Raw genomic sequence first — 14,186 nt, 5'->3', positions numbered from 1 at the left:
CACCCGTCGGACCTCAGAACCCGTGCGGCAGCCAGGGCTCCCCGCCCGCCGCGCCGAACCCCACCGATGCCTCGGCCAGCGCCCCCGGCCGCAGCTCGCGCACCCGCCCGGCCCGTGCCAGCGAGGCCAGCGAGACGCCCCCGAGATACGCCGCCCCCAACTCCCGTACCGACAGGCCGAGATCGGCCGCATCCGTCGTAGGCGAGCAGGACGCCCCCTTCGCGTCACCCGACAGCCGCCAACGCCCTGCGTTCCAGGGGCAGAAGGAGTCCTCGACGTCCAACACCACGTCCACCGGCGCCTGGTAGGTCCGCGCCTCCAGCGCGGCCCCGACGTCCACCAGCCGTACGTACAAGGAGTCCCGCACCCGCAGTTCGCACCGCCGGACGTCGGAGACGAGATGCTGCCAGGCGTCGTCCAGCGGACGCCCCCGCACCTTCAGCGAGGTCGTGAGGTCGATGCCGAACAAGAACCGCCACAGCGCCGCCTCCGACACCGCGTCCACCGCGGCGAGGTCGGCCAGCAGCACCTCACCGTCGTGCCCGGCGTCCGTCCACCTCGGCTTCACCCGGAACCGGGCGTAGCCGGTGACCTCCCCGTCCCGCTCGGCCAGCACGCACTGCAACGGCGACGCCCCGCCCCGCTCGCTCTCCGGGTCGAGCACCCCGAGCCGCTCCCAGCCGCCGCCGGGCCAGCATCCCGGCCCGCAGCGGCACCGTCCGCGCGTACACCGCCTCGCACACGTCCAGGACGGCCCCGGTCCCGGCGTACCGCAGCCGTACGTCGTCGGTGCCGGCCGGGACGGACAGCCGTACCCGGCTGGTGTCGATCTCGGCGTGCAGTCCGAAGGCCGCCGCGCCGTACCCGAACCGCCCGTAGATGGCGGGCTCGGAGGCGGTGAGGACGGCGAGCGGCTCGCCCCACGTACGTATGTCGTCCAGTTGCCGGCGCATCATCGAGGTCAGCACCCCGCGCCGGCGGTGCGTCGCGGCCACGCCGACCATCGTCACGCCGGCGGCCGGCACCGAGGCCCCGCCGGGTACCGTCAGCCGGAAGTCGAAGGCCCCGGCCGTCCCGACCGGTTCGGCCCCCTCCCAGGCGCCGAAGGAGCGTTCGTACGGCGTGAGGTCGCGCCACAGCGCGCGTTCCTCGGCCGGTTCACCGACCCCGCCGAAGGCACGTAGCAGGGTGTCGTACCAATCGTCCCAGTCGTCCCGCCGCAAGGGCCGCAGCTCGGTCTCCGGGAGGCCCGTGCGGCCCGTCGCCTCAGTCGTCATGGATCCATGCCTACCAGTGCAATGCGGGACGAGCCAGGGGATTTCTCCCTCATGGCGGCGCGAGCGCTTTCCGTGGCGTTCACTGTGAAGTCGAGCCTCGGACGGGGGACAAGTGGGACCTCCCGTGCCAAGCGGTGGGTTGGATGGATAGGGTCCCGAACTAATGGCAGCAGGACGACAGCGGCGCGCGGAAGCCGAGACGTTGACGGCCCGGTTGAAGCATCTGGTGCACCGGGTCCGCACCGGCCTGCGCAGAAGCGCCGTGGACTACTTCCGCGGCGACGGTTCGGACTGGATCGCGCTGGCCGGTCTGCTGCTCACCGTCCCGGTGATCGCGGCCGTCACGCTCGCCGATCCGGTGTGGTGCTCACCGGCCGCCCTGGTCCTGCCCATCGTCGCCGGCGGCCTCGTGCTGCGCCCGGCGAGCCTGCTCGGCCTGTACGCGGCGGCGGCCACGGCGCTGATCGTGGAGTCGGTGCAGCTCGGCCCGTACACGGAGGGCGCGGCCCGGGTCACGCCCGGCGTGGTGCTGGTCGTCGCGGCCTGCGGTTTCATCGGTCTGCTCATCGCCCAGTTCCGCAGCCGGGTCGGCGTGCCCTGGCGGCGCGGCGGCACCATGCTGTTCGACCTGCGCGAACGCATCCGGGTGCAGAGCAAGCTGCCGACGCTGCCGCGGGGCTGGCACCGCGAGATGGCGCTGCGGCCCGCGGGCGGCCAGTCGTTCTCCGGTGACTTCGTCGTCGCGGCCCGCACCAACGGCGGCCGCACCATGGAGGTCGTCCTCACGGACGTCTCCGGCAAGGGCATGGACGCGGGCTCGCGGGCCCTGCTGCTGTCCGGCGCCTTCGGCGGCCTGCTCGGCTCCCTGCCCCCGCACGCCTTCCTCCCGGCCGCCAACGGCTACCTCCTCCGCCAGGACTGGGACGAGGGCTTCGCCACCTCCATCCACCTCGTCCTCGACCTCGACTCCGGGGACTACGAGCTGTACTCCGCGGGCCACCCGCCGGGTCTCCAGCTCAGCGCGGGCAGTGGCCGCTGGGAGGAGAAGGCCGCGGAGGGCCCGCTGCTCGGCGTGTACGAGGGCGCCCAGTTCGACCCGGTGAAGGGCTCGTTGCGCCCCGGTGACGTGCTGATGCTGTTCACCGACGGCCTGGTGGAGACCTCCGACCGCGACATAGTCGAGGGCATCGACCGCCTCACCGGCGAGGCCGACCGTTATGTGGCGGGAGGCTTCCAGGGTGCGGCCTGGCACCTGATCGAGGCGGTCGCCAAGGACGTCAACGACGACCGCGCCCTGCTCCTGGTCTGCCGGGAGGGCCCGACGGCCCAGGCGGCCTCGCTGCTGTAGACCCGGGCGGTCCGCCTGTTGTGGACCCGGGCGGTCCGGCTGCGGTAGAAGAACAGTCATGCTGACCCTCACCGAGGTCGAGACCCTCGCCCGCGCGGCCCACGAGGGCCAGGCCGACAAGGCGGGCCGTCCGTACGCCGAGCACCTCCAGGCCGTCGCGGAGGGCGTACGGTCCCGGGGCGGCGACCCCGACCAGATCGCCGCGGCCTGGCTGCACGACGCCGTCGAGGACGACGCGCTCTCCGAGACCTGGCTGCGCGAGGCGGCTCTGAGCGACCGTACGAAGGACGTCGTCAGGGCTGTCACCAAGAGGGCGGGGGAGACGCCTCAGGCGTACGCGCAGCGCATCCTCGCCACTCCGGGCGCGCTGCTGGTGAAGGAGGCCGACCTGGCGCACAACGCCGACCCGGCCCGGCTGGCCGTCCTGGACGAACCGACCCGCACCCGCCTGACCGAGAAGTACGCCCGCATGCGCGCGCTCCTCGGCCTCACGGCTCCCTGGCCGGACGTCCTGCTAGGGAGCCCGGCCAGGGAGCCGTGAGGCCGGGCGTCCCGGCTAGGCATCGGCCTTCGCGCGCTCCCGCGCCGGCTTCCGCTCCCGCACCAGGACCGGCTCGGTGGTGACGTCCCGCTTCTTGAACGCCCAGTCCATCTTCGGCTCCATCACGCCCCGGAACACCCACCGGACGGGCCTGGTGCACAGCAGGGTGACGGCGAGGGCGACAGCCACGGTGACGGCGATCTCACCGAGCGGGCCGTGCAGCCAGTCGGGTGCGAACAGACCGCGGTAGTCGGCGCCCTTGATCAGGAAGCCGTGCAGCAGATAGCCGTAGAGGGTGCCCGCGCCGAGCGTCGTGAACCACATCGTGCGGCCCGGCACCCAGGAGAAGAAGCAGGCGGTCAGCAGCAGCGAACAGCCGAACAGCGCCAGCTGCATGACGGGTCCCACCCACCACGGGACGCCCAGCTCCTGGGCGGAGGAGCGGTGGTAGAGCCAGCCGGTGTCCATCCGCGGTACCGCCCACCAGGAGAAGGCCAGCGCGACCACGAACACCGGCACGGCCGCGATCCGCACCGACAGGCGGCGCACCATCCGGAAGTGCTCGGGCCGCAGACACAGGCCCAGCACGAAGTACGGCAGGAACTGAAGGACGCGCGGGAGGTCCAGGTCGCCGGTGATGCCCGGCGCGGCGGACGCCAGCATCGCGATGCCCAGCGCCACCGGCAGCGGATGGCGGATCAGCTGCCAGATCGGGGTGGTCAGCCGCCAGATGAACAACGCGCACAGGAACCAGGTCAGGTAGTACGGGTCGAGGAGTGTGACGGCGGCCTCGGGATCACGGTCGACGACCTGCTTGAACAGCGGATAGGCCGTCTCGAACACCACGTACGGCACGGCGACACCGGTCACCAGGCGCCTCAGCCGGGCCGGGCTGCCGTCGAAACTGCGCGAGAAGTAGCCGGAGATGAGGATGAACGCCGGCATGTGGAACGCGTACACGAGCTGGTACGCGGCCTGGAGCACCCGGCTGTCGCCCTTCAGGGGCTCCCAGGAGTGACCGATGGCGACCAGCACGATCGCCAGGTACTTGGCGTTGTCGAAGAACGCGTCACGCTGCTTCGACCGTCTGTCGGGGGACGGCCGGTGCTGATCCTTCTCGCTCTGGGATGAGTTCGGACTCGACACGAGGGACGAAGCGGCGTGGAACATCTGAGGCACCCTAGCGTTGTCCGTGGTGGTCCGTAAAACGTTCCTCGTCAACGCGATTCCATTCCTCTATATGACCAAGTGACCATCGCCTCCGGCGCCCTGGATGTCACGCTTCATCCCGACTAAAAGGTGCATAACGGCGGTTGTGTGCGTGTCGGCGAAGAGTCTGTGCCCACAATTCGAATTCCCTGCGCGCCAGTTGTGAATTTGTATGCGGACTTCGTCCGCCAATTGCGGTGCGGCAGGCTTTCGCGGGCGGTGGGGCCCGGTCGGAGACGGACGGTCGCCGCCGAGGATGCGTCAGCGGCCGCATGGGGAGGCCGCGTTGGTGGCACGATGGTCTCTGGCGGGGTGCGCGGGGTCGCGTCCCCGGGCCGGGAGAGCGGACCGACCGAGGGTGTGTGATCAGTTGTGGCCATTTCACTGTCAGTGGTGCTGCTGTTGGCGATCGTCCTGGTCGTACTGATCAGAGGCGGGTCGATCAAGGCGGGCCCAGCCATCGTCGCGATCCTGTTCGGCTTCTTCCTCGCCTCGACGGGCATGGCCCCGTCGATCAACCGCTTCCTCAACTCCCTCGCCGAAACGATCAACTCGATCAGTTTCTAGGCGACACCCGCCGGATCCCGCGGTCCCCGCGGCGTCGGCCGCGCTCAGCGCCCCCAGGTGCCCCGGCCGCCCGCCGGGCCGAAACGGCTCAGGGCCAGGTCGGAGGAATCATCCTCCGACCTGGCCCTGAGCCGTACAGAGCGGGCGACGGGAATCGAACCCGCGTAGCTAGTTTGGAAGACTAGGGCTCTACCATTGAGCTACGCCCGCACACGCGCGCCGCAGGTCAGCCGACCGCGGCACTTCACGCATCCTAGCGGGTCGGCCGCCTTCGTCGCACACCCCTTCCCGCGCCACGCCCGGAGCGCCGGCGACCCTCGGTGAATGCGGCGGCCGGGCGGCCTGCGGGCATGTACCCTACGTGTCGCACCAGACGGGGTGTGGCGCAGCTTGGTAGCGCGTCCGCTTTGGGAGCGGAAGGCCGTGGGTTCAAATCCCGCCACCCCGACCATCTGCGTCATCTGCGCGCCATCTGCGCGATCATGCCGGGCGCCGCACCGGAGATCGTCTTTTGGGCGGCTCAGCTGCTGCGGCTACTATGCAGACTGCGCGCCCGTGTGTCCCCGGCCCACCGGCCTCGAACTCTTCCGGGCGCTGAATCGCCGGACCTGTCAGGTTCCGGCGAAACCCAAGAAGTCAGCCACAAGGAGACCGAACCGTGAAGAGCGCCGTGGAGACCCTGAACCCGACTCGGGTTCGGCTCACTGTCGAGGTGCCCTTCGAGGAGCTCAAGGACAGCCTCGACGCGGCGTACAAGAAGATCAACCAGCAGGTCACGGTGAAGGGCTTCCGTAAGGGCAAGATCCCGGCCCGGATCATCGACCAGCGGTTCGGCCGCGGAGCCGTGCTGGAGGAGGCCGTCAACGACGCGCTTCCGAAGTTCTACACGGAGGCGGTCAACGGAGCCGAGCTGGACGTCCTCGGCCAGCCGGAGGTCGACATCACGGAGCTGAAGGACGGCGAGACGCTGAACTTCACCGCCGAGGTCGACATCCGCCCCGTCCTCGAGCTCCCGGAGGACTTCTCCTCCATCGAGGTCGAGGTCGACGCCGTCGAGGTGAGCGACGAGGACATCGAGAAGTCGGTGGAGCAGCTCCGTGAGCGCTTCGCCTCGACCTCCCCGGTCGAGCGTCCGGCCGAGGACGGCGACGTCGTCACGGTCGACCTGGAGGCCAAGGTCGACGGCGAGGTCCTGGAGGACGGCGTCGCCGACGGCGTCTCCTACACGATCGGCTCCGGCGAACTGCTCGAGGGCATCGACGACGCCGTCAAGGGCCTGGAGGCCGGTGGCGAAGCCACCTTCACCTCCGAGCTGAAGGGCGGCTCGGCGGCGGGCCGGCAGGCCGAGGTCACCGTCAAGGTCACCCAGGTCGCCGCCCGCGAACTGCCCGAGCTGGACGACGAGTTCGCGCAGCTCGCCTCCGAGTTCGACACCCTGGAGGAGCTGAAGGCCGACAGCCGCAAGCGCCTCGCCAACATGAAGCAGTACGACCAGGCCACCCAGGCCCAGGAGCGCGTCCTGGAGAAGCTCCTGGAGCTGGTCGAGGTGCCCGTCCCCGAGAAGCTGCTCGCGGACGAGATCAACACCCGCAAGCACAACCTGGAGCACCACCAGCTCGACCAGATGGGTCTGACCCTCGACAAGTACCTGGAGCTCCAGGGCAAGACCGCCGAGGAGTTCGAGACCGAGACCCGCGAGGCCGCGGTCAAGGGCATCAAGACCCAGTTCGTCCTCGACGAGCTGGTCAAGCGCGAGAAGCTGAACGTGAACCAGGAGGAGCTGACCGAGCACCTCATGCGCCGCGCCGCCTCCTCGGGCATGTCGCCCGACCAGTTCGCGCAGGCGGTCGTCGAGGGCGGTCAGGTTCCGCTCCTCGTCGGCGAGGTCGCCCGCGGCAAGGCCCTGGCCGTGGTCGTCGAGTCCGCCACGGTCAAGGACACCAACGGCGAGATCATCGACCTGGACGACGAGGAGGACACCGAGGAGGCCGCCGAGGCCACCACGGAGGACGCCACCGAGTCCGCCGAGGACAAGCCCGAGGCCTGAGCCTCGCGCCACTCCTGAAGCGAAAGAGAGGGCCCCGGAGCACCACGCTCCGGGGCCCTCTCGGCACACGGCGGGGCGGCCCGCCGTAGGGACGCGGGCCGGTGCCGAGGTACGGCTCCGCCGCAGGGCGGGGACCGGCCGGCCGCGGCCCGCACCGCACCCGCCCACGATCGGGGCCGAAATCCGCTCCGCCACCGGTGGCCCCGGCTACGCCCCCGGCGAACACTCACCTCTCCGGGATTCTCCGAAGGGACCCGCGCGTTAGGGTCCATGAGTACGAGGGCAGGGGAGTCCCCGTTGCCCCCGGCAGTACACGTGAGACGGCCCGGACGCCGTCGATAAGACGAGCAGGTGGATACGTGACGAATCTGATGCCCTCCGCCGCCGGCGACCCTTCCATCGGTGGTGGCCTCGGCGACCAGGTCTACAACCGGCTGCTCGGCGAGCGGATCATCTTCCTCGGCCAGGCGGTCGACGACGACATCGCCAACAAGATCACCGCGCAGCTGCTGCTCCTTGCCGCCGACCCGGACAAGGACATCTTCCTCTACATCAACAGCCCCGGCGGCTCGATCACGGCCGGCATGGCGATCTACGACACCATGCAGTTCATCAAGAACGACGTGGTGACCATCGCGATGGGCCTCGCGGCCTCGATGGGCCAGTTCCTGCTCAGCGCCGGTACGCCCGGCAAGCGCTTCGCGCTGCCGAACGCCGAGATCCTGATCCACCAGCCCTCCGCCGGCCTGGCCGGCTCGGCCTCGGACATCAAGATCCACGCCGAGCGGCTGCTGCACACCAAGAAGCGCATGGCCGAGCTCACGGCCCAGCACACGGGCCAGACCATCGAGCAGATCACCCGGGACTCGGACCGCGACCGCTGGTTCGACGCCTTCGAGGCCAAGGAGTACGGCCTCATCGACGACGTCATCCCCACGGCCGCCGGCATGCCGGGCGGCGGCGGTACCGGGGCGGCCTAGTACGGGCTCCGCACGGCCCCAGGGGCCCCGCCGGACATCCGGCGCCCCCGAGGCCGTCAGCGTCCCTCTCAGCCCCCTTCACCCACCGCCCCAGCCTTCTCTCCAGGAGACACCGTGAACGACTTCCCCGGCAGCGGCCTCTTCGCCCGCACCGAGGCCGAGTACACCGGCCCCCGCGCCGAATCCCGCTACGTCATCCCGCGCTTCGTCGAGCGCACCTCCCAGGGCGTCCGCGAGTACGACCCGTACGCGAAGCTCTTCGAGGAGCGGGTGATCTTCCTCGGCGTGCAGATCGACGACGCCTCCGCCAACGACGTCATGGCGCAGCTGCTGTGCCTGGAGTCGATGGACCCCGACCGGGACATCTCGGTCTACATCAACAGCCCTGGCGGCTCCTTCACGGCGCTGACGGCGATCTACGACACGATGCAGTTCGTGAAGCCCGACGTCCAGACGGTCTGCATGGGCCAGGCGGCCTCCGCCGCCGCGATCCTGCTCGCCGCCGGTACGCCCGGCAAGCGCATGGCGCTGCCGAACGCCCGTGTGCTGATCCACCAGCCGTACAGCGAGACCGGCCGCGGTCAGGTCTCCGACCTGGAGATCGCCGCGAACGAGATCCTGCGGATGCGTGCCCAGCTGGAGGACATGCTGGCCAAGCACTCCACCACGCCGATCGAGAAGATCCGCGAGGACATCGAGCGCGACAAGATCCTCACGGCCGAGGACGCGCTGGCCTACGGCCTGATCGACCAGATCATCTCGACCCGCAAGATGAACAACGCCGACCTGCGCTGACGCGGGTGGGGGAGTATCGTCTGCCGCCCCTTGGCATGGTGTGACACGGTCCACGTGGAAGCGAACCGTGCCAAGGGGGGCCCGAACGGGGGGCCCGGCAAGGTACCGTCGACATAAGGCAGCACCAGGAGACGCTGGACTCGAAAGATGTTCCAGTCGTCTCCCAGGCGAAGGGGAAGCACACCGTGGCACGCATCGGTGACGGCGGCGATCTGCTCAAGTGCTCGTTCTGCGGCAAGAGCCAGAAGCAGGTCAAGAAGCTCATCGCAGGGCCCGGTGTGTACATCTGCGACGAGTGCATCGACCTCTGCAACGAGATCATCGAGGAAGAACTCGCGGAGACGAGCGAGGTCCGCTGGGAGGAACTCCCGAAGCCGCGCGAGATCTACGAGTTCCTCGAGGGCTATGTGGTAGGCCAGGAACCGGCCAAGAAGGCCCTGTCGGTCGCGGTGTACAACCACTACAAGCGGGTCCAGGCCGGTGAGCACGGCGGCGGTCAAAGCCGTGAGGACGCCATCGAGTTGGCGAAGTCCAACATCCTCCTGCTGGGTCCCACGGGCTCCGGCAAGACCCTCCTCGCGCAGACCCTGGCGCGCATGCTGAACGTCCCGTTCGCGATCGCCGACGCCACGGCGCTCACCGAGGCGGGGTACGTGGGCGAGGACGTCGAGAACATCCTGCTGAAGCTGATCCAGGCCGCCGACTACGACGTCAAGAAGGCCGAGACCGGGATCATCTACATCGATGAGATCGACAAGGTCGCGAGGAAGAGTGAGAACCCCTCGATCACCCGCGACGTCTCGGGTGAGGGCGTCCAGCAGGCCCTGCTGAAGATTCTCGAGGGCACCACGGCCTCGGTCCCGCCGCAGGGCGGACGCAAGCACCCGCACCAGGAGTTCATCCAGATCGACACGACGAACGTCCTGTTCATCGTGGGCGGTGCCTTCTCGGGCCTGGAGAAGATCATCGAATCGAGGGCCGGCGCCAAGGGCATCGGCTTCGGCGCGACGATCCGCTCGAAGCGGGAGCTGGAGGCCAAGGACCAGTTCGAGGACGTCATGCCCGAGGACCTGGTCAAGTTCGGCATGATCCCCGAGTTCATCGGCCGCCTCCCCGTGATCACCTCGGTCCACAACCTGGACCGCGAGGCACTGCTCCAGATCCTCATCGAGCCGCGCAACGCGCTGGTGAAGCAGTACCAGCGCCTCTTCGAACTCGACGGCGTGGAGCTGGACTTCGAGCGGGAGGCCCTGGAGGCCATCGCCGACCAGGCCATCCTCCGCCAGACCGGCGCGCGCGGCCTGCGCGCCATCATGGAGGAGGTCCTCATGTCGGTGATGTACGAGGTCCCGTCCCGCAAGGACGTGGCCCGCGTGGTCATCACCGCGGACGTCGTCCGCTCCAACGTCAACCCCACCCTGATCCCCCGCGACGCCCGCAACGGCCGGGGGCCGGGGGAGCAGAAGACGGCGTAACCGCCGCCGCACACCACGAGGGGCCCCGGTCGGTCGGCCGGGGGCCCCTCGTGGTGTGCGGGGCGTCAGGCCTTGACGCGGACTTCCTCGCGGAGCTTGGTGGTGAGGTCGACCGCGGTGTCCTTGCCGACACCCGTGCCGTTGTTGTCACCCGGCGAGACCATGGCGACCGTGCTGTAGTCGGCCCAGGCGCAGAACCAGTCGGTCGACTCCTTCTTGGTGAGCGCGTTGGTGCTCTTCGTCGACTGGCACTTGGCGACCGCGCCGTCGATCTCGACCTCCTCCGGCTCACCGACCAGCTCGGCGTTCTGCATGGTGCCGGTGTCACTGGTGGAGCTGTCCTTGACCTGCTTCTGGATGGAGGCGAAGAACTTGTCCAGGGTGTCCTGGGGGTCGGCGATCTTGCCGTAACCGCCCACCATCGTCATGCCCTTGGCGGTCAGCAGCTCGGACTGGCTGGGCAAGGAGGAGGGGTCCTCGGGGTCGTAGTTGCTGAAGTCGGCGGTCGACCACTGTCCGACGACCGCCGTGCCGCCCTTGACGCCGCTCTTCTCCATGTCCTTCGCGGTGTCGGAGCCACTGACCTGATTGCCCTCGCCGACCCGCTGGTACTCAACTACCACCGTCTTCGGCGTCGTCAGCGTGTGCGCTCCGTCGTCCTCCAGGCCGCCCGCGCCCCCGCTGCTCCCGCCGAGCACGAAGGCCGCGCCCACACCGATCGCCGCGACCACCGCGACCGCGCCGATGATGAGGGCCGCCTTCTTCTTGCCGCCGCCCGGAGCCGGGGGCTGGGGGACGCCGTAGGGGGGCTGGCCGTACGGGGGCTGCTGGCCGTAGGGCGGGGCGGGCGGCTGCTGGCCGTAGGGGGGGCTGGGCGCCGTACGTGGCTCGGGTTGTTGCCTTCCACGCGGGTGCGGGTGACGGGGCGGCTGGCTCCCGCGCTGACGGGTGGGGACCGCATCGCGGCCGTGCTGCGCGTGCGGGACCGAGGCGGACGCGCGGTGCCGGCGGTCGTGCGGGAGCCGTCGGCGGCGCAGCGCACCGCGGGCCGGTTGCGGGCGGGGCTGCGGGACGCCACCGACGGGCTGTCGGCGGACGCTCGGGCGCTGCTGCCGGGGTTGGTCGTCGGGGACACCTCACGGATCACGCCAGAGCTGGACGAGGCATTCAAGGAGACGGACCTCGCGCACACCCTGGCCGTGTCGGGGAGCAACCTCACGATCATGCTCGCGCTCCTCCTGGGACCGCCCGGCCTGGCACAGCATGTGGAGCGGCGCGGCCTGGCACCCCGCCTGGGCATTCCGCTGCGGACGACCGCGCTGCTCGGCGGGGCGCTCACGCTCGGGTTCGTCGTCGTGTGCCGGCCCGACCCGAGTGTGCTGCGGGCCGCGGCCTGCGGAACCGTCGTCCTGCTCGCCCTGGCGACGGGTCGGCGCAGATCCCTGATCCCGGCGCTGGCGACGGCGGTCCTGCTCCTGGTGCTCTACGACCCCTGGCTGGCCCGGAGTTACGGGTTCCTGCTGTCCGTGCTGGCCACCGGGGCCCTGCTGACGCTGGCGCCGCGATGGAGTGCCGCTCTGCGGCGGCGCCGGGTTCCGCCGCGGCTCGCGGAGGCGTTGGCGGCGGCGGGAGCCGCGCAGGCCCTGTGCGCGCCGGTCGTGGCGGTGCTGTCGGCCAGGGTGAGCCTGGTGGCGGTGCCGTGCAACCTGCTCGTGGAGTTCGCCGTGGCACCGGCCACCGTGCTGGGGTTCGCCACCCTGGCGACGGCGCCGTGGGCGATGCCGGTGGCGAAGGCACTGGCCTGGTGCGGGAGTTGGCCCGCCGAGTGGATCGCGGGTGTCGCGCGGGCGGGGCGGCGCTGCCCGGCGCGGGAGTGGACTGGCCGGGCAGTTGGGGCGGGGCGCTGCTGCTCGCTGTCGCCACCCTGGTGGCGGTGCTGCTGGGGAGGCGGCTGGTGCGGCGGCCGTGGCTGTGCGCGGCCTGCGCGGCGCTGCTCCTGCTCGCGGTCGTCCGGCCGCCTCCGCTGACCCGGGTGCTCACGGGCTGGCCGCCGCCGGGCTGGCGGCTGGTGATGTGCGACGTGGGTCAGGGCGACGCGACGGTACTCGCGGCCGGTGGGGGCACCGGTGTGGTGGTGGACGCCGGCCCGGACCCGGCCCTGGTCGACCGGTGCCTGACCAGGCTGGGCGTCACCCGGATCCCGCTCGTCGTACTGACCCACTTCCACGCCGATCATGTGGCGGGGCTGCCCGGCGTGCTGCGGGGCCGGGAGGTGGGCGCCATCGAGACGACGGGGTTCGCCGAGCCGGTGGACCAGGTGGCCTTCGTGCGGAGGGAGGCCGAGGCCCGCGGGGTTCCCCTGCTGCGGGCGGTGGCGGGGGAGCGGCGGCGGCTCGGACCCCTCGACTGGGAGGTGCTGTGGCCGCCGGCCCGGCAGGTGCCGGAAGCGGAGGGACCGAACGACGCGAGTGTGACGCTCCTCGTGCGGTCCGCCGGGATACGGATGCTGCTGCTCGGGGATCTCGAACCGCCCGCCCAGCAGGCGCTGGCGCGGTCGCCGGCGGCGGCGCGGCTGGGCGGGGTGGATGTGCTGAAGGTCGCCCATCACGGTTCGGCCTATCAGGACCCGGATCTCCTGCGCGCGGTCGCGCCCCGCCTGGCGTTGATCTCGGCCGGGGCGGACAACCCGTACGGACACCCGGCTCCCGGCACCGTCGCCGCGTTGCGGGCCACGGGGGCCGTGGTGCTGCGGACCGACCGGGACGGAGCGCTGGCCGTCGCGGGTACGGGCACGGAGCTGCGGGTGGCGGGAGACTGAGGGCATGGACTCCGTACAGGCCGACTCCGTACAGGCCGACTCCGTACAGCCCGACTCCGTACAGCCCGACTCCGTACAGGCCGATCCCGTACAGGCCGATCCCGTACAGGCCCCGACCGCCGCTTCTCCGCTCGACGCGCCTCTGGTCGAGGCCTATCTGCGCCGGCTCGGCGTCGAGTTCCCGGCGTGGCCCACCGCCGACGTCCTGCGGGAGCTGCATCTGCGGCACCTGCGGGCCGTGCCCTTCGAGAACCTGTCGGTGCATCTGGGAGAGGAGATCGTTCTGGAGGAGAGACGGCTGGTCGAGAAGGTCGCCACGACGGGGAGGGGAGGGTTCTGTTACGAGTTGAACGGCGCGTTCGGCGCGCTGCTCACGGCGCTGGGCTTCGACGTGACACCGCTCGCCGGCCGGGTCTACGGCGCCGAGGGGCGGCTCGGGATCCCGTACGACCATCTCGCGCTGCTGGTGCGGACGGTGGACGCGGGGGAGTGGCTGGCCGACGTGGGGTTCGGGGCGCACAGCCACCACCCGCTCCGCTTCGAGCACCGGGGGAAGCAGGACGATCCCGGCGGTGTCTTCCGGATCGTGGAGGCCGGCGCGGACGCGGCCGGGGTGAAGGGCGGGGCGGGCCGGCCGGCGCGGGGGAGCGGCGGGGTGCCGGGGGCTTCCGACCTGGACGTCGTGCGGGACGACCGGCGGGTGTACCGGTTGGAGGTGCGGCCCCGGGTGCTGGGCGACTTCGTGGCCGGGGCGTGGTGGCACAGCACCTCGCCCGAGTCGCACTTCACCCGGTCGCCGGTGTGCTCGCGGGTCACGGAGGACGGAGGGAGGCTCACCCTCAGCGGGCGCCGGTTGAAGGTGACTGACCCGCAGGGCGAGAGCGTGGAGCGGGAGTTGGCGGGGGACGAGGAGGTGCTGGGCGTGTACCGGGAGAGGTTCGGGATCGCGTTGGAGCGGGTGCCGGTGGCGCGGGGAGGTGAGACGGCCTGAGGGGTCGGCCGACGGTGCCGGCGCGGGGGGACGCCGGGCGGGTGATCGCCGTGGGGCCCGCGGCATCGGACCGGCCATCGGGCCGGGCAGCGGACCGGGTATCGGGCCGGGCATCGGGCCGGGCTGGGCGGGCGGATC

The 14,186-nt window shown here is 70.9% G+C and carries 10 protein-coding genes, 2 tRNA genes and 2 pseudogenes; 10 read left to right on the top strand and 4 right to left on the bottom strand.

Features of this window, described 5'->3' with window-relative positions:
• Nucleotides 1-13 precede the first annotated feature (13 nt).
• A pseudogene (locus BM536_RS11960) lies at nt 14-1,277 on the bottom strand (GNAT family N-acetyltransferase).
• Between the two features lie 163 nt (nt 1,278-1,440).
• Between BM536_RS11960 and BM536_RS11955 the strand changes: the two are divergent.
• Together BM536_RS11955 and BM536_RS11950 are read left to right on the top strand one after the other, a co-directional pair.
• Nucleotides 1,441-2,625 carry a PP2C family protein-serine/threonine phosphatase gene (locus BM536_RS11955; protein ID WP_073491579.1) on the top strand — a complete coding sequence of 395 codons (1,185 nt, stop codon included), beginning with the start codon at nt 1,441-1,443 and terminating at the stop codon, nt 2,623-2,625.
• A 58-nt stretch (nt 2,626-2,683) separates the two neighbouring features.
• Nucleotides 2,684-3,166, top strand: a complete 483-nt coding sequence (locus BM536_RS11950) for an HD domain-containing protein (RefSeq protein ID WP_073491580.1) — start codon at nt 2,684-2,686, stop codon at nt 3,164-3,166.
• Nucleotides 3,167-3,181: 15 nt separating this feature from the next.
• On the opposite strand, the gene BM536_RS11945 is transcribed toward BM536_RS11950, so the two are convergent.
• Complete coding sequence (locus tag BM536_RS11945) at nt 3,182-4,336, bottom strand: acyltransferase family protein (protein WP_073491581.1); 1,155 nt, start codon at nt 4,334-4,336, stop codon at nt 3,182-3,184.
• A 411-nt stretch (nt 4,337-4,747) separates the two neighbouring features.
• Between BM536_RS11945 and BM536_RS11940 the strand changes: the two genes are divergently transcribed.
• Nucleotides 4,748-4,942 carry a hypothetical protein gene (locus BM536_RS11940; RefSeq protein ID WP_073491582.1) on the top strand — a complete coding sequence of 65 codons (195 nt, stop codon included), beginning with the start codon at nt 4,748-4,750 and terminating at the stop codon, nt 4,940-4,942.
• Nucleotides 4,943-5,081: 139 nt separating this feature from the next.
• Here BM536_RS11940 and BM536_RS11935 read toward each other — a convergent pair.
• A tRNA-Gly gene (locus BM536_RS11935) sits at nt 5,082-5,152 on the bottom strand.
• A 164-nt stretch (nt 5,153-5,316) separates the two neighbouring features.
• Between BM536_RS11935 and BM536_RS11930 the strand changes: the two genes are divergently transcribed.
• From BM536_RS11930 to clpX, 5 genes are all read left to right on the top strand, one after another.
• Nucleotides 5,317-5,393: transfer RNA gene (locus BM536_RS11930), tRNA-Pro, on the top strand.
• Nucleotides 5,394-5,600: 207 nt separating this feature from the next.
• Complete coding sequence (gene tig / locus BM536_RS11925; protein WP_073491583.1) at nt 5,601-6,989, top strand: trigger factor; 1,389 nt, start codon at nt 5,601-5,603, stop codon at nt 6,987-6,989.
• Nucleotides 6,990-7,360: 371 nt separating this feature from the next.
• Nucleotides 7,361-7,969 carry an ATP-dependent Clp protease proteolytic subunit gene (locus tag BM536_RS11920; protein WP_073491584.1) on the top strand — a complete coding sequence of 203 codons (609 nt, stop codon included), beginning with the start codon at nt 7,361-7,363 and terminating at the stop codon, nt 7,967-7,969.
• Between the two features lie 114 nt (nt 7,970-8,083).
• Nucleotides 8,084-8,764, top strand: a complete 681-nt coding sequence (locus BM536_RS11915) for an ATP-dependent Clp protease proteolytic subunit (RefSeq protein ID WP_073491585.1) — start codon at nt 8,084-8,086, stop codon at nt 8,762-8,764.
• Between the two features lie 185 nt (nt 8,765-8,949).
• Nucleotides 8,950-10,239 carry an ATP-dependent Clp protease ATP-binding subunit ClpX gene (clpX, locus tag BM536_RS11910; RefSeq protein WP_073491586.1) on the top strand — a complete coding sequence of 430 codons (1,290 nt, stop codon included), beginning with the start codon at nt 8,950-8,952 and terminating at the stop codon, nt 10,237-10,239.
• Nucleotides 10,240-10,304: 65 nt separating this feature from the next.
• On the opposite strand, the gene BM536_RS11905 is transcribed toward clpX, so the two are convergent.
• Entirely contained in the window at nt 10,305-10,970 is a 666-nt protein-coding gene (locus tag BM536_RS11905) for a hypothetical protein (RefSeq protein WP_425444620.1), read from the bottom strand.
• 321 nt (nt 10,971-11,291) lie between these two features.
• On the opposite strand from BM536_RS11905, the pseudogene BM536_RS11900 reads away from it, so the two are divergent.
• Together BM536_RS11900 and BM536_RS11895 are read left to right on the top strand one after the other, a co-directional pair.
• Nucleotides 11,292-13,057, top strand: a pseudogene (locus tag BM536_RS11900) (ComEC/Rec2 family competence protein).
• A 4-nt stretch (nt 13,058-13,061) separates the two neighbouring features.
• Nucleotides 13,062-14,048 (top strand): arylamine N-acetyltransferase family protein, encoded by a 987-nt coding sequence (locus BM536_RS11895; protein ID WP_079275233.1) that lies wholly within the window; start codon nt 13,062-13,064, stop codon nt 14,046-14,048.
• The last annotated feature ends 138 nt before the right edge of the window (nt 14,049-14,186 follow it).

Source organism: Streptomyces phaeoluteigriseus (genome assembly GCF_001896135.2).
Lineage (GTDB): Bacteria > Actinomycetota > Actinomycetes > Streptomycetales > Streptomycetaceae > Streptomyces > Streptomyces phaeoluteigriseus.
The sequence above is the reverse complement of the archived record's forward strand: the minus strand, read 5'-3'. Positions and strand labels throughout refer to the sequence as shown.